The 14,162-nt window shown below is 65.6% G+C and carries 17 protein-coding genes and 1 pseudogene; 8 read left to right on the top strand and 10 right to left on the bottom strand.

Features of this window, described 5'->3' with window-relative positions:
* Window positions 1–108: 108 nt before the first annotated feature.
* A complete protein-coding gene (locus tag ACTMTF_RS41770) occupies window positions 109–426 on the top strand; it encodes a hypothetical protein (protein ID WP_441115651.1) in 318 nt (105 codons plus the stop codon).
* 53 nt (window positions 427–479) lie between these two features.
* Here ACTMTF_RS41770 and ACTMTF_RS41765 read toward each other — a convergent pair whose 3' ends face one another.
* The 3 genes from ACTMTF_RS41765 to ACTMTF_RS41755 all read right to left on the bottom strand — a co-directional run bounded on the left by ACTMTF_RS41765 (window position 480) and on the right by ACTMTF_RS41755 (window position 2,141).
* On the bottom strand, window positions 480–959 hold the full coding sequence (locus ACTMTF_RS41765; protein WP_441115650.1) for a hypothetical protein: 480 nt from the start codon (window positions 957–959) through the stop codon (window positions 480–482).
* A 194-nt stretch (window positions 960–1,153) separates the two neighbouring features.
* The gene (locus ACTMTF_RS41760; RefSeq protein ID WP_441115649.1) at window positions 1,154–1,648 is read right to left on the bottom strand and encodes an NAD(P)-dependent oxidoreductase; all 495 of its coding nucleotides are present in this window, start codon (window positions 1,646–1,648) and stop codon (window positions 1,154–1,156) included.
* 118 nt (window positions 1,649–1,766) lie between these two features.
* On the bottom strand, window positions 1,767–2,141 hold the full coding sequence (locus ACTMTF_RS41755) for a hypothetical protein (RefSeq protein ID WP_441115648.1): 375 nt from the start codon (window positions 2,139–2,141) through the stop codon (window positions 1,767–1,769).
* Between the two features lie 208 nt (window positions 2,142–2,349).
* On the opposite strand from ACTMTF_RS41755, the gene ACTMTF_RS41750 reads away from it, so the two are divergent.
* Window positions 2,350–2,571 (top strand): hypothetical protein, encoded by a 222-nt coding sequence (locus ACTMTF_RS41750; RefSeq protein WP_441115647.1) that lies wholly within the window; start codon window positions 2,350–2,352, stop codon window positions 2,569–2,571.
* Window positions 2,568–3,443 (top strand): hypothetical protein, encoded by an 876-nt coding sequence (locus tag ACTMTF_RS41745; RefSeq protein ID WP_441115646.1) that lies wholly within the window; start codon window positions 2,568–2,570, stop codon window positions 3,441–3,443. The genes ACTMTF_RS41750 and ACTMTF_RS41745 overlap by 4 nt, the downstream gene beginning before the upstream one ends.
* Window positions 3,444–3,611: 168 nt before the next feature.
* On the opposite strand, the gene ACTMTF_RS41740 is transcribed toward ACTMTF_RS41745, so the two are convergent.
* A complete protein-coding gene (locus tag ACTMTF_RS41740) occupies window positions 3,612–4,160 on the bottom strand; it encodes a TetR/AcrR family transcriptional regulator (protein WP_397006723.1) in 549 nt (182 codons plus the stop codon).
* 89 nt (window positions 4,161–4,249) lie between these two features.
* Here ACTMTF_RS41740 and ACTMTF_RS41735 point away from each other — a divergent pair, with 89 nt between their 5' ends.
* Window positions 4,250–4,951: an NADPH-dependent F420 reductase gene (locus ACTMTF_RS41735; RefSeq protein WP_441115645.1), complete on the top strand. Its 702-nt coding sequence runs from the start codon at window positions 4,250–4,252 to the stop codon at window positions 4,949–4,951.
* 157 nt (window positions 4,952–5,108) lie between these two features.
* On the opposite strand, the pseudogene ACTMTF_RS41730 reads toward ACTMTF_RS41735, so the two are convergent.
* A pseudogene (locus tag ACTMTF_RS41730) lies at window positions 5,109–5,252 on the bottom strand (DUF4158 domain-containing protein); the annotation flags it as partial.
* A gap of 414 nt (window positions 5,253–5,666) precedes the next feature.
* Between ACTMTF_RS41730 and ACTMTF_RS41725 the strand changes: the two are divergent.
* Window positions 5,667–6,680: an NADPH:quinone reductase gene (locus ACTMTF_RS41725; RefSeq protein ID WP_441115644.1), complete on the top strand. Its 1,014-nt coding sequence runs from the start codon at window positions 5,667–5,669 to the stop codon at window positions 6,678–6,680.
* 533 nt (window positions 6,681–7,213) lie between these two features.
* Here the strand turns inward: ACTMTF_RS41725 and ACTMTF_RS41720 are convergent.
* Window positions 7,214–7,834, bottom strand: a complete 621-nt coding sequence (locus ACTMTF_RS41720) for a DUF6461 domain-containing protein (protein ID WP_441115643.1) — start codon at window positions 7,832–7,834, stop codon at window positions 7,214–7,216.
* A gap of 64 nt (window positions 7,835–7,898) precedes the next feature.
* Window positions 7,899–8,438, bottom strand: a complete 540-nt coding sequence (locus tag ACTMTF_RS41715; RefSeq protein ID WP_441115642.1) for an SMI1/KNR4 family protein — start codon at window positions 8,436–8,438, stop codon at window positions 7,899–7,901.
* Window positions 8,439–8,791: 353 nt separating this feature from the next.
* Between ACTMTF_RS41715 and ACTMTF_RS41710 the strand changes: the two genes are divergently transcribed.
* Window positions 8,792–9,775: an ankyrin repeat domain-containing protein gene (locus tag ACTMTF_RS41710; RefSeq protein WP_441115641.1), complete on the top strand. Its 984-nt coding sequence runs from the start codon at window positions 8,792–8,794 to the stop codon at window positions 9,773–9,775.
* A 501-nt stretch (window positions 9,776–10,276) separates the two neighbouring features.
* Here the strand turns inward: ACTMTF_RS41710 and ACTMTF_RS41705 are convergent.
* Together ACTMTF_RS41705 and ACTMTF_RS41700 are read right to left on the bottom strand one after the other, a co-directional pair.
* Complete coding sequence (locus ACTMTF_RS41705; RefSeq protein WP_441115640.1) at window positions 10,277–10,708, bottom strand: hypothetical protein; 432 nt, start codon at window positions 10,706–10,708, stop codon at window positions 10,277–10,279.
* A 529-nt stretch (window positions 10,709–11,237) separates the two neighbouring features.
* A complete protein-coding gene (locus ACTMTF_RS41700) occupies window positions 11,238–11,987 on the bottom strand; it encodes a PP2C family protein-serine/threonine phosphatase (RefSeq protein ID WP_441115639.1) in 750 nt (249 codons plus the stop codon).
* Window positions 11,988–12,346: 359 nt separating this feature from the next.
* Between ACTMTF_RS41700 and ACTMTF_RS41695 the strand changes: the two genes are divergently transcribed.
* Window positions 12,347–12,769 carry a hypothetical protein gene (locus tag ACTMTF_RS41695; RefSeq protein WP_441115638.1) on the top strand — a complete coding sequence of 141 codons (423 nt, stop codon included), beginning with the start codon at window positions 12,347–12,349 and terminating at the stop codon, window positions 12,767–12,769.
* Complete coding sequence (locus ACTMTF_RS41690; protein ID WP_441115637.1) at window positions 12,766–13,230, top strand: macro domain-containing protein; 465 nt, start codon at window positions 12,766–12,768, stop codon at window positions 13,228–13,230. Before ACTMTF_RS41695 ends, ACTMTF_RS41690 begins: the two co-directional genes overlap by 4 nt.
* A 68-nt stretch (window positions 13,231–13,298) precedes the next feature.
* Here ACTMTF_RS41690 and ACTMTF_RS41685 read toward each other — a convergent pair whose 3' ends face one another.
* The gene (locus tag ACTMTF_RS41685) at window positions 13,299–13,802 is read right to left on the bottom strand and encodes a DUF4265 domain-containing protein (protein ID WP_441115636.1); all 504 of its coding nucleotides are present in this window, start codon (window positions 13,800–13,802) and stop codon (window positions 13,299–13,301) included.
* Between the last annotated feature and the right edge of the window lie 360 nt (window positions 13,803–14,162).

Raw genomic sequence — 14,162 nt, 5'->3', positions numbered from 1 at the left:
CCGTCCCTACTGTGATCATGGCCTGGTACGTTAGCGCCTCAGACCGGCGTCGAGGATGGCCGACGAACTGCTCGACCACGCCGCCATGAAGTTTGGGGCCGACTGCTGATGAGCGCGGAAGAGGATTTCAAGCAGGTCGGCGCCGAGCTGGCCGACCTGGGTGTACGGATCTCCCGGATGATGGGGAGACCCGCGCTCAAAGATCAGGCGGGGAAGGTGTTCGCGAGCCTGCAGCGCGACGGCGCGATGGTGTTCCGGCTGGTCAGGGACACCCCCGAACACACATCCGCGCTCCAGCTGGCTGGTGCGTCCCTGTTCGACCCCTCGGGGCAGGGCAGGGCGGTGAAGGACTGGGTGGTCGTGCCCCACTCCTGGGCCGAGACATGGACCGATCTGGCCGAGGCCGCCCTCAGCCGCCCCCGCTGATCAGTAGGCCACCGTCAACGGATCGGTCGAGGTGAAGGGCACGGGGGGACCGGTCAGAGGGAATTCTCCAGCTTTCCTGCTTTTCGTGATTTCCGGGTGAGATAGGCGCAGTGGCCCAACCCGGCGAGCCCGGCGAGCGTCCCGTGCAGCGCCGTCCCCACCAGGAGCCAGTGCTGCCAGGTTGTGACCGGGGTGTTGTCGCCGCCCAGCCATAACGTCAGAGCGAAGGTGGTGAGCCCGGCGCCCAGCAGGACGCCGCTCATGGTCGCGTACCGCCGCCGGGACAGCGCCCGCCCGATCTGGACGAGCAGCACGGGCCAGGCGAAGATCGCGAAATATTTCAGCGCACCGCCGATGGAGTAGCCCGCGAGCTGGAGGAGGGACGCCGACGAGAAACCCTGGTCCGTCCAGTCGAACATCTTGCTGAGCCATGAACCGGTCGCCCAGACGAGCATTAACGCGCTGGCGAGGACGAGGAACACGCCGACCGCTCCGGGGACGTCGCGGCTGCCGGCGGAAGGCGTGTCGCTCATGTTCGGTCCCGCTCCTCGTTGGCGGTCTCCAGGCTAATTCGTCCGGTGATGATCGCGGTGACGAGGCCGCTGATCTTCTCGGCGGAGATCCACTGATGGGAGACGATCAGCGCGTGCCCCGTACTGGATTTTCAGGGTGGGCCATCTCTACAAGCCGTTGAGCCAGAGCCGCCCGCCCAACACGGAGCGCTTCCTCAGTTCGGCCCGACGCCCAAGGCCCGGCGGATGGTGGCGGGGTGGTCCAGGGCGTCGAGCATGGCGCGGGCGAGATCGCTCCGTGCCAGGCTCCAGCCGGGGACGCTGGCGTCCATCGCGGTGCGGTAGCGGCCAACGGGCGGGTCGTCGGTGAGGTAGGGCGGTCTCAGGACTGTCCAGTCGGTGTCGCTGGCCGAGAGGGTTCGCTCCATGCGTTCCAGGTCACGGTAGACGTGGCGGTAGATCGTCCGCAGCAGCGGCCGGGTGGTCAGGCGGTGCCACCATGGCTCCCCCGCCCCGCCGCGCAGCACCGGCTGAGCACTGATGGCGACGATCCGGCGTACGCCCGCCCCTGCCATCGCCTCGATGATCCCCGCCACGGCCGTCGAGCAGACCGAGGTCGCGGTACGCCCGCGCGGCCCCAGCGCAGACAGGACGGCGTCGTTCCCGGTCAGAAGCGGGATCAGCGACGGGGGGTCGAAGATGTCGGCCACGACGGCCTCGGCGAGTCTCCCGGCGCGCGCACTACCGCCGTGACGTGATGGCCGGCCGCCCGCGCCTGCTCGACCAACGCGCGCCCTGTGCCGCCGCTGGCGATGAAGATCACGATCTTCATCGGCCACCCTCCGCCTGGCGCAGCAGGACACCCACGAGAATCGCGAACGTGGCCACCCAGGTGGCCCCGGCCAGCATGAAGGCGATGCCTGGCCCAGTGAGCGGCAGGACGCCGCTTGCCGTCACTCCTACCAGGGCGAGGCCGGAGCCGGCGTTGACCGCGACCGCGACACGAGGCAGGGCGGGACGGCCGCTGACGACGAGCAGAAGGACGGCTCCGCCCAGCATGCCGACGCCGATGGGAACAATCCAGGAGCCGGGCACACCGATCACGTCGGCCAGCCTCTGCCCGCCGGCCAGCACCAGGACGCCGAAGATCGCCGTCCCGACGCCGTCGACACGCAGGCCGGAGAGGCCGGCGGTCGCCCACAAGCACGGGCCGGCCCTGCGCTACTCAGCCACCTGATTCCACAGGAACCGAAAGAACTCCGTCTATCCCTGTCCCGCGTAGCGGCCATGCTGTGAGCAGTGGTGTAAGCAAGATCAGGCCTTATCGCCTAGTGATCCCCACGAGAGATCCCCGATTTTTCGCGGACTCCGCTCGCGTACCGTAGATCACGTGACCAGGAGTGATCTCCGTATGACCGCTGAGGAACAGGCCGTGGTGCCGGCCATGCCGGCGCAGGACTTCCCCGGTTGTGCGGAACTGCGCGCCCAGGTTCCGGCCGCCGTCGTAACCGACCGCTGCAACCTGCCGTACTTCGAGGTCCACTCCATCGAGGACGAACCAGCGGCCCTCCCGCATTCTGAGCAATCGGTCATCGACCCCCCAGCGACCTGGCACGAAGACAGCGGCTCATGAAGGACGTCCGTGTCGATGCCTGGAACGCCTTCGGAACCAACCGACTCGGCCTCGACGGCACCGGTTTTCCGCTGACGGTCGACGTCAGCGCATCCCAGGGCATCCACATCGTCAACGGAACCGCGGCGCGAGCCTGCGACCTCATAGACGTGCTCAGCTCAGCAGCGCAGAACACCGCTGTGGTCCTGAATATCGATCACTACTCCTGGCTCGATCCTCATGGCGATCCCCTTCGCTCCCGTGAGATCGCTCGACAGCAAGGGGTCCAGTTCGCCGCCCATGACATCACCTGGACGCAAGCCCGTGGATCAGCGCCAAGTGACCTGCTCACGATGAGCTGGAACGATCTCCACCGGTTCTTCGACGGCAACTGGAGCCATTACGGTGCCGACATCATGGACGCGGAGGGGCCGCTTCCCGATGATGTGGCGGACGAAGTCGCACTCGCATTCCACCTCCAGGGCCAAGACTCTTGGCTCCTGCGTGAATTCCCGCAGTCACGCGTGTTCTACTCAGGCCACGATGACTGCTATCTCCACGTGCAGAGCATTGACCCGACCATGCCCGCGCGGATCCTTACCCGCCTGATCGCACTGTTCGGCGGATCCGCGCTTCTCGACGAGAACTCGGAGTCGGTCATGGTTGCCGAACCACAGCTCTCCACGGCAGAGAACATGCTCCGAGAGAGCGAACACTGGGTCGGCACCATTCTGACCAGCGACCCCTGCCGACAGGTCACCATGGGCTTCACCCCCACGCGGTGGCGGCTCGGCTCACCCCTATCTGACGACTTCTCCCTGCACCTGACCTTCGACCTACAGTCCCAAACCTGGGACACACACCGATCGGACAACGTGGTGAGCCGGGATTGAACCTCTGATCGGTGGCGAGACCGGTGATGTCCACCGGCGTCCGAATTCGACACGAGCACCTGTTCAAGGGGTGTCCGGGCTCAGCGATCCCACACTCGTCGGGATGCTCCGCAGAGCGAGGGGACGGACACGGGGTAGCCGGCGCCGCCTCGTCCGCTGATCTTTCTGTTAGGACCTCTTTCGCAGTCCGTCGGTGACGACGGCGAGGATCGGTTCCAGCGGGTCTTCTTTCCTGGCCATGCAAGCCGACATCAGCGCCCTGATGTCCGCGTAGCTGACATCGTCTCGCACATCGCCCGATTTTTGGGCGGCGGCAAGGAGTTCGTGCAGCCGTCCGCACAGGTCGGCGCCCGCGCGTTCGCCGAGGGCGTCCAACCGGCGATCGGTTCCGGCCAGCTCGGCCAGCCCGCAGTCGGCCGCACCCGCTCGCACCAGAGCGGCGAAGAGAGCGAAGAAGGCGGTGCCGGGATCTTCTCGGCCGGCGAGCTCGTCGGCTTCGGCGATGAGCTCCACCAGCCGGGTGGTCATGATCGCGGTGAGGAGATCCTCCTTCGTCGGGAAGTGCCGGCTCACCGTGCCGGTACCGACCCCGGCACGGCGAGCGATCTCGTGTATTGGCACGGAAAGGCCCTCGGTGGCGAACACCTCGGCCGCCACTTCCAGCACGCGTGCCCGGTTACGCCGCGCGTCGGCCCGCAACGCGCGTTCGTCCGCCATGGTCCGCACCTCTCTATCGACAAACGGGACGGCCATCCCGTATATTGCGAACAAGCGGGATGCCCATCCCGATTCTAGGAGGTCCTCGCATGTCACACCAGCCCACCCTGGGACTCATCGGCAGCGGAAACATCGGCGGCGCCCTCGCCCGGCTCGCTGTCGACGCCGGTCTGGACGTCGTCCTCAGCAACTCCCGCGGCCCGGAAACCCTGGCCGACCTGGTCGCGGAGCTGGGACCACAGGCCCGCGCCGCCACCCCGGCGGAAGCAGCGGCCGCCGGCGACTGGGTCGTGGTCGCCGTGCCGTTCAACCACTACCGCCAGATCCCGGTGGAGCCGCTGGCCGGCAAGGTCGTACTCGACGCGACCAACTACTATCCCGAACGCGACGGCTCGATTGCGGAGCTGGACGCTGAGGAGGTCACGAGTAGCGAGCTTCTCCAGCAGCACCTGCCGGACAGCAAGATCGTCAAGGCGTTCAACAACATCTGGGTCAAACACCTGCCCACGCTGGCGCGCCCGACGGGCGCGCCCGATCGTTCGGTCCTGCCGATCGCCGGTGACGCAACGGAAGCGAAGGCCGCCGCCACCCAGCTGCTCGACCTGCTCGGCTTCGACACCGTCGACGCTGGAGCCCTTGCCGACAGCTGGCGCTTCCAGCGCGACGCTCCAGCCTACGTTGGGCTGTATTTCAAAAATCCGCAGGAAATGACCATGGAGGACCCCGGCGGGTCAGCGAGTGCCGAAAAGGTCCGTGCGGCGCTGGCGGCGGCTCAACGTCCGAACGCCTGAACCGCGGCTTCTCGGGCCGGTCAGGGAATGAGGATCAGATCGCCGCGGACGTGCCCGGCCTGACCGACCCTGCTCCCGGGCGTGACCACGCTGACCCGGGTGATCGCCTGGGTACGGGATGAGGCCACCGACCGTCTCCATGAGTCGATCAGGAAGCGCCCGATGTACGGGCTGTCGTTAGCTGGAGGGCGAAGCCGAGGCGGGCGTGCGCCCCACACCGCTCAGCAATCAACGCCCGATCCGCGTCGTCCAGGTAGAAGAACCGCTCCAGCTCCGCCTGCGACGGAGCGCCCGAGAAGCGCTCACGAACTCAACCGGCATAGACGCCGAAGGTAGGGCAGGCCCAGGGAGCAGGACGAGCGGAAGATCAAATAGTTGGCTGGCGCCACCCGGGGGTGCCGTCGCCGCCACCGCCGCGTACGCCTGACGCGACGCCAACTTCCTGATCGCGGCCCTCGCCGGCACGTCACCCGAGTACGAGGACCGCCGGCGGCATCTCCTGTCGCTGTTCGAGGGCACGTACCTGAGCTTCGAGACCGACATCGGCCCGGAGGCCTTGGCACGCGCCTTCCCGCGCACCCACCTGCGGCGGCTCCGGGACCTCAAACGCCGGTGGGACCCGACCGGCCTGTCCCGCGACGACTTCGCCATCGACCCGCGGCGGACGACTCCTGAGGAGACCGCCCGGCCGCTGTCACACCACCATGGAGAGAAAATGAAAGCCATCGTGTACCGCAAAATCGGCGATCCCTCCGTCCTGGAACTCATCGAGCGGGACGTGCCCGAGCCCGGGCCCGACGAGGTCCGCGTCCGCATCCACGCCTCCGGCATCAACCCGACCGACTGGAGGGCACGCTCCAGCGCCGCGTGGCCGATGCCATATCCCGAGGTGACCCCGCACCACGACGGCGGCGGCGTGATCGACGCGGTCGGTCCGGGCGTCGAGACGTTCGCGCCCGGCGACCGGGTGTGGGTGATGATGGCGGGGTTCGGCTACAACACCGGCACCGCCCAGGAGTTCACCGTCGTGCCCGCGTCCTGGGTGCGACCGCTGGCGGAGGACGCGTCGTTCGAGGTGGGCGCATCGCTCGGGGTGCCCGCGCTCACCGCGCACCGGGCGCTCACCGTCGCCGAGGACGGCCCGCGGCGCCTGGCCCCCAACGCGCTGGACGGCTGCACCGTGCTGGTGACCGGCGGCGCGGGCGCGGTCGGGCACGCGGCGATCCAGCTCGCCCGCTGGGCCGGCGCCACCGCGATCACCACGGTCAGCGGGCCGGAGAAGGCGGCGCTGGCCACCGCGGCCGGCGCGCACCACGTGGTCAACTACCGCGAGGGCGACCCGGCGGCCGAGATCCGCGCGGTGGCGAAAGAGGGCGTGGACATCATCGTCGAGGTCGCCGTGGCGAAGAACATCGACCTCGACCTGGCGGTGCTCAAGAACGGCGGCACGATCGCGGTCTACGCCGACGACAGCCCCAAGGTGGAGCTGGACATCCTGCAGAACATACAGCTCAACGCTCGGTTCCAGTTCCTCTTGCTCTTCACCGGCGCCGAGCGCATGGCGGCCGCGGCCGACGACGTCACGGCGGCGGTGCGGGACGGCGCGATGGGAGTGGGCGAGGAACACGGCCTGCCGGTGGTTCGCTTCCCACTGGCCGAGACCGCCGCGGCGCAGCTCGCCTTGCAGAACGGTGCGGTGGGCAAGGTGATCGTCGACCCCACGGCGTGACGGCGGCGGCGCCGGGTGCGGCCACGGCCAGCCCAGCGCCACCGCCGCCTCCCTTCCCTGAACGACCTCGCCGCCTCATCCGCCGCCACCGCACCCTGTGCCGGTCCCGGTGGCGGCGCGTGTACCCCAGCAGGCAGGCCCTGCTGCGACCAGCCACGTCACCCTGCCTGCCCCGGACATGGCGCGTACACACTGGTAGAAGATCGGCCGTATAAGCCCGCGTTGCTGTACAACACTGCTGTACGGAGATCAAAAAGGCCCTCCAGGATCAGGGCCTTTGAACTGGAGTGCGGCCGACAGGAACCCGTAACCTTCTGACTCGTAGCCAGTTCGAGGGCGTCCACGGGGATCTACCGTTGTTGAACATGCCTGCTCAGCGGCTCCTCCGGCTTGATCATCTTCCAGAGGCGTACAACGGTGTCCGAGGTCATCGTTAGCACCGGCGGGGTTGGGCCGATTGCCATCTCCGGGACGGCATGCCAGCTTCCCATGGCTACTCAGACCTGGCTGGGTTCCGCAGTCGCCGCTTCTCCTCAGTCCACTACGGGGTCCTGACACGTGAGATACGGACGCTCCTGGTCAAGCCACTCCAGGCTCAACCTTGCCCCCGTGGTCAGCTCGATCGTCGCCAGCGCTGCCGCTCGCCAGCTCTTGCCCCTCTTCCACCTGAAGTGCGGTGCCATGGCCATCAGCTCGGGCCAACGCGCGAGATTCGACTCGTGCCCCCACCTCTCCGGGTACATGGCATCGACCATGAGCAGCATCTCTCCGCCGGCGGCGAAGCCGATGTGGTTGCTGGCGTTCACGTTCCAGTAGACGCTGTAGGCGCGGGCACCGGTGCTGAGGCGCGGAAGCACCGGGGGATAGACACCGTGGAACCCGTTGTACTCGAACAACTCGGTCATCGGGCCGGACCGACCCACCAGCACCGCCCAGGCACCCTCGTCGGAGTAGTCGTCCTCGAAGCGCGTCCCCTCGTGGACTTCATGACTCGCTCCGCCACTCACCCGTTCGCCGATCTCGGTGAGCGTGAGTGGCTTTCCGCCGTCAGGGACGACAACGGTCCAGCAGATGCCGTTCTCCAGCCAGTGATCCTTGAGTATGCGCCGGTAGTAGCGGTACGCCTCGGAGCCCGCACGCCGCCCATCGCTCATGTCATGTAACTCCGTCACTTCAGGTGCATGGAGTGCAAGATCTTCGCAGATAGGTGAGACAAGATCAGATGCCAGTGCCGTGGAATCGATCGTTGATCAGGTCCCAGAAGGAGCGGTAGCGCTGGGCTCCGGGCAGCCAGTGAGCCAAGTACCACGCCTCCCATTCGCCGTCAGGCGTCTTGATGTGAGGGTTAAGGAGAAACTGACCCTCGTCTTCCGCGCCGATCAGCAGAGTGTCCGCTACGTACTCGGTCCTGAAATGGAGGCTGCAGTCTTGGCCCTCACCGTAGATGAAGTACTCCTCATCGGGCACTGTCGGCAGAGGACGACGCGGATCGTTGTCGAACCATCCGGTGGCGTAAGTCGGCTCAATATCGCGAAACCAGCCAATTCTCACCAGAGGCGAGAGGAAGTCTTGGCTCTCCTCGTTCTCTTCCTCCGCCAGGAGCCAGCCGTTGGAGGTCTGGAGGAACTGTCGGTAGCTGGGAGGCAGACGCGTTCCGAGCCGCTCCTCGTGCACCAGGATTTCGGCCTCGCTCGCTCCTGGCATATCAGCCCGGAGGACCTCAAGCCAGGGATACAGGGGCGTGTCGGATGTATTCATGGCGGTGACCTTAGCCGCTGTGGCCGAATTTTCGCCAAGTCCCTGGAGCCCTGTTGGCAATGGTAAAAGGCTCGCTGTGATCATCACAGGCGACCTTTGACTGGAGCCGTCTTCGCGATCCGAGCCCGAGACCCCTTCATTACGAGTGAGAACTTGATCGTCCACAGCCGTCCACAGCCAGTCCACGACCTTCCATTGCCCCAGCCCGACGTCCGTGATCAACCAGGGCTTTTGTAAGCATCTGCCGTTAGCACCGACCTCACCTCTGATGCCTCCCCGCGATATCAGGCGGAATTTGTCGGCCGTGTAGGCCATGATCAGTCACTCACCTATCCAGTGCGTCAAGGAGTGCCATGGCTGTCATCGACGGAGCCGAATGGTCCGGCATTGGTTGGTCCGGCAAAGATCGGAACGACTGGACGGATCCCGTCCTGATCCGTGCCCGGCTCGACACGGGCGCCGATCCGAACTCCGGCGTACAGCTGCATGGACGTCCGCTGCACGCCGCGGCCGGGCGCGGCTCGCCTGAAGTGATCGCCGAGCTGGCCAGACGCGTCGACGACGTCGATGCGGAGCATGAGGGGCGAACCGCGCTGTGGGTGGCCGTATTCGCGAACCGCCCCGACAACGCCCGGGCTCTCGTCGCCGCTGGAGCCGACCCGTGGCGCCCCATGATGAACGGCTGGTCCCCCGGCCGCCTCAGCCTGGCCGGCCCCACCCCCGATCTCTTCCCCATACCTTCGCCGGAGATCGGTCTGTCCGAAGCCGAGACCACCGCCGCAACAGAGGCCAGACGTTTGATCACCGCGCTCGGTGACTTCTCCTACGATGGCCTGAGCCTGGCCTGCGTGGCCGACATCACCGCGGCAGAGGCAACACGGCGGCTCGAAGCCACTCCCGCCAATGCGGACGACCTCGAACTGATCGAGGACGACCCATGGTCGGACTTCGACCACAGCCTGACCATCATCGGCATCACCGACGTGCCCGGTGGGTGCGTCGTCACCCAACCGTGGGGATATGGCGCCTCCACTCCCGGCGTCATCAAGCTCCTCTCGCTGGGCACCCTGTGCTACGCCATGTACGCCAACGCCAAGAGCGGCAACCAGGGACGGGTCACCCGGGACGGCGCTCTCGAAGCCTGGGACACACATCCCGGCGGAGGCAATGTCTCCCCGGACGACCCCGGCGGGGAGGTCCTCGCCACCTACCTCTACCACTTCCGCGCCGTGGCCTACTGCTGTGCTGGCGCGGGCTTGCGCCTGGCCGACGCCCGGCCGATCCTTGGCCCACCCGACATGTGGATGCGACTGCCCGAGCGCGACTATTGGACCTGACGCATGGACCGCCCGCCCCCAAGAGACCGGGCAGCAGGGCTCACACGGCCTTGGCCGACTTCAACCTCAGGACGTCCTCCAGGCGGGAAGGACTACCCATCTCCATGCACCCATAGCCGGCCGACTCTCGGTGATCTCATCACACACCGACCATCTGTTCACAAGGGACTTCGAGACTGTCCACAGACGTCCACCGCCGTCATGGGCTCCTGCCCAGTGACGCTCCGATTTTCGGATCAGCAGAGGTGTTAGCAAGATCCCGAGATTGTCCTGACAAACACAAAGGCCCGCTCCAGGTTTTCCCTGGTGGCGGGCCTTGCGAGTGAGTGCGGCCGACAGGAGTCGAACCCGTAACCTTCTGATCCGTAGGGAGGGGCGTACACCTCGTCAGCAGCTTCCCGCGCTGGTGAAGCGGTGAATGCGGGTCGCCGCCGTGTGATCACGTAAGGCGTGGTTGCTGTATCCGACTGCTGTACACCACTTCCCTGGACGCGACCCACTTCACCGGGTGAGTTTCACGGCGAATACCGGGAAGACGTGCTCGACCTGCTCGTCCGGCCCGGCATCCTCCTCGGCGGAGACCTCTCGCAGATCAGTCCACGGCACCACACCCGGCAGTACGTCCGCAGCCATCAGTGCGAGCACAGGTACGGGACTGTCCACAGGCCGAAATCTGCCTCTGAACGGCAGATCACCCGGCTCGACGGAGGCAGCCGAACACCGCAGTTGGCCGGCCTGCTCGTCGTACCAGGCATAGAACGTCACGGGCCCGGCGACATCAGCGAACCGCGCACCGAGCCTCTCGCCGACCGCGACGAGAGCCTGCTCCACGGGCCCCGCGTCGAAGCCCTCCGGGGCGAAGCCGAACGCCATCAGATTGCCCCGAGCCTCCACGTTCACATTTCCCCGGTCGAGAACCAGCTCCTCATCCACGAAGGACAGCACAAGCCGCGCGAGACTTCCCGACACTCACCATCTCCGATCACCGACATGATTCCCGCACAAGAGCGACTCTCCCATGCTCCCAGGCCACCGAAGCTTCGAGTGCCTGCTTGCAAAAAGACAGCCAGTCACTACGTTGAGCGGTCGCCGCCCTGCTCGTAAGTATGGTGATGGCTGTCGACGTTAAGGGATTTGCGCGGGGCTGCCTTTCTGTGCAGAACTTGGCGCTGCCAATAAGCGTTCTCATCGTCCCGTAATGGGTGCACTACCAGCGAATATCCAGTTTGGTTTTTCCGCCGCTATGCGAAAGAAATAATGCTAGAAGGGTTGTTAACCTCGCCCTCATCAGCAACGGCTAATAAGGTGCCAAAAGGCCGGTCGCCACTCCATTCAAGGGCAAGAGGCCTGAATCGCAGAAACTGACCAATCGCCCTCCCTTCACGCCCGGCCGCGCGCGCGAACGTCCAACTCAAAAGCTGGTGCAGCTCAAACTCGCGTTTCAACGATTCAGGCAACGGAGCTAATCGATAAACGTGTATTCCTCCCGATGCAACTCGAAATCGGCAAATTCGATGACGATCAGGGTGATGTTGTCCGGACCACCGTGCTCCCTGGCAAGGGCTTCGAGACGATCAGCCGCTTCTGCCGATCCGCCGGGTCCGCTCAAAATGTCCATCAGGAGCACGTGAGGTACCACCGTGCTGAGTCCACCCGTGCACAGCAAGATCCGGTCAGTGGCGGACAGACTGAGAACTACCAGATCAGGGGCGTGCCCCTCGAGCCGTCCGTCGAGGAAACGCGGGATCCGTTCCGGTGGCTTCGGCACGCTGTCGGCCTGAGCCATACCGTTGGCATGCCCCTCGGTCGTCCAGATGAGCTCAGCGGTCCCGCTGTCGGTTCGTCGTACGACGTACGCCTGTGTATCGCCTATGTTCGCAAAGACCACCATGGTCCCAGACCACGCCATGGCCACCAGGTTGGCGCCCATGCCCGCCAGCTCGGGTTGACCCTCGATCTTTTGCCGAATGGACTCGTTTGCCGAGTAAATCGCACGCTCGAGAATGGTTGGCAGATCTGACGGATCGATTTCGCGATCGTACTTCTGCAAGGCCTCGGTCACTAGACGGCTAGCAACATCGCCGGCAGTCCCACCCTTGCGACCATCGGCGACTGCGAACAGGAAAGAACCCGTGTAGACATCGTCCTCGATGCGTTGGCGTGCGGGTCCAAGGTAGGTGCGGGAGGCCGCATTCCAGGCGAGCCTCACCATTTCACGTACCTTCCTGTCACAGAGCAGGGATCTTTAAGCGGGATAGTACGACTCCAACCTACTCGGGCGGTAGTGCGGCGTGATCGAAGGCACCGGCTAGTCGGGTTGCGGAAGCCGTACGCGCGGGGTGCAATTCGATCTTGTACCATCGCGCTCGATGTCAAGGCCCTCCGAAGAAGGACTGCGGCAGCCGATCATCCCGACCACAGATAGTGGGGTGCCAGCGATCGTCATGGCCTCAACCACTTCGCAAGCTCAGTCACACAGGACGATCATCGCCAGCCTGCCAAATGATCGCTAGAGCGCACATCGAAAATGAGCCTTGACCGTCAGCTGCTCGCTGCCACTACCGAGTGCGCGTGGGTGGTGCTGGCCGCGACCGGCCGAAGAGCCGCAGCGCGGCCAGCGACCGCCCAGCCGGCCCCGAACCCCAAGCAGCCACCGAACCCGTCCGCGTGCAGCGGCGCGTCAGCAGCCGCGGCCGGCTCTCCATCGCCGGCCAGCGCATCCGCGTCGGCATTGGCCACGCCGGAGCGACCGTGACCATCGAGGACACCGACGGGACCTTCCGCATCACCCACGCAGGCCAGCTCATCGCCATCGCCGAGGTCGCCCGTACTACCACCAAACCCATCGCCCGGTTCAAAGTCCGCAAGCCCCAGCACACCAACGGAAGGTCACATCGGGCGGGTAGAACAGCGTTCATGGATCCGCAGAACGTTTCCGCTGATGATCGCGCAGGACACGAATGTCGGGGCGCTGGCGTACCTTCCACACCGTGATCTCTTATGTGACCGGCGACGCGACCCACCCCTACGGTCAGGGACCACTGATCATCTGCCACGTGTGCAACGACATCGGGGGCTGGGGCAAGGGCTTCGTCCTTGCCCTCTCCCGGCGCTGGCCACAGCCGGAAGCCGACTACCGAGCCTGGCACCGCTCTGATAACGACTTCCAACTGGGTGCCATCCGGCTGGTGCAGGTCGAGCCTCAGCTATGGGTCGCCAACATGATCGGCCAGCACGGCATCCGGCCCACCAAGGACGGCCCGCCTATCCGCTACGACGCCCTGGATCGCTGCCTGTCCACTCTGGGCGACGAAGCTCTGAACCTCCACGCGAGCGTCCACATGCCTCGCATCGGCGCTGGTCTCGCGGGCGGCTCTTGGGAGCAGATCGAACCGCTTATCCTCAAGCGGCTGACCGAGCGCGGTATCGCGGTCACGGTCTATGACCTGCCATAACCGTTTTGGTTCTAAGACCCGACCCTCAACATCCCTGGTTGCACCAAGCCGCGTGAACGAACCGATCGTTAAGCGCTTCGCCAGGCGTCCGTGATGCAGGACTCCTCGAAGTGCCACCAGCCATCCGTTTGACCACGTGTCAGCAGCGTCCTTATCCGCCCAAGGTCTGCGTCAGCCGGCACGGTGAAGGCGATCAGAGGAAGCTCCGAGCTGAAGGATTCGCCGCCTAGGCAGAACGCGGCCAACCGCTCGCGCACGGCCTGCGCGCTTCGCCCGAGCGGTCCATCGGGCACCGGCAGGACCCGGATCGTGCAATTGCCCGACGCCTCCACCCGCTCACAGGCCCAGTGAAGCCCGTCGTCGTCGGTGATGAAGCGCACCACGTCGCCTTCGGCGACCCCGTCCTGCAGAAACGGGACGTTCGCCACACGGGCGGTGTCCCGGCTCAAGCGCGTGGCCCAAAGCCCTTCGGTGTCGTAGGGAAGCCAGCCTTCCCGCGGCACGAACTGAAGCCACACCTTGATCAGGCCGGGCTCTGTAGGAACACGTTCGGAGGGGGCTGCGAGGATCATGCCCACATGATCGCGCTGTCTGTAGGAGACCGGCTGTGTGGGCTCGCGTTCCTGTAGAACGCTGCTGTACGGCCACGAAAAAGGCCCTCCGGAATCATCCCAGAGGGCCCTTGAACTGGAGTGCGGCCGACAGGAGTCGAACCCGTAACCTTCTGATCCGTAGCAAGGTTAGAGACGTCCAGCACCGTCCACCATCGACAGAAACGACTGGTCATCAGGGATCCTTAGCCTCGGAGACTGAACCGCGCCGGGATCGGTGGAGACTCTATTGGTTGACTCCAGTCGCCGGTTGGGGCTGGTGTTGAGCGTAGTAGACGGCTTCGTGTTCGGCGGGCGGGACGTCACCGATGGCGGTGTGCA

Origin of the sequence: Nonomuraea sp. ZG12 (genome assembly GCF_052068115.1) — a bacterium.
GTDB lineage: Bacteria > Actinomycetota > Actinomycetes > Streptosporangiales > Streptosporangiaceae > Nonomuraea.
Note: the sequence above shows the minus strand (reverse complement) of the source record. Positions and strands in the feature narration are given on the sequence as shown.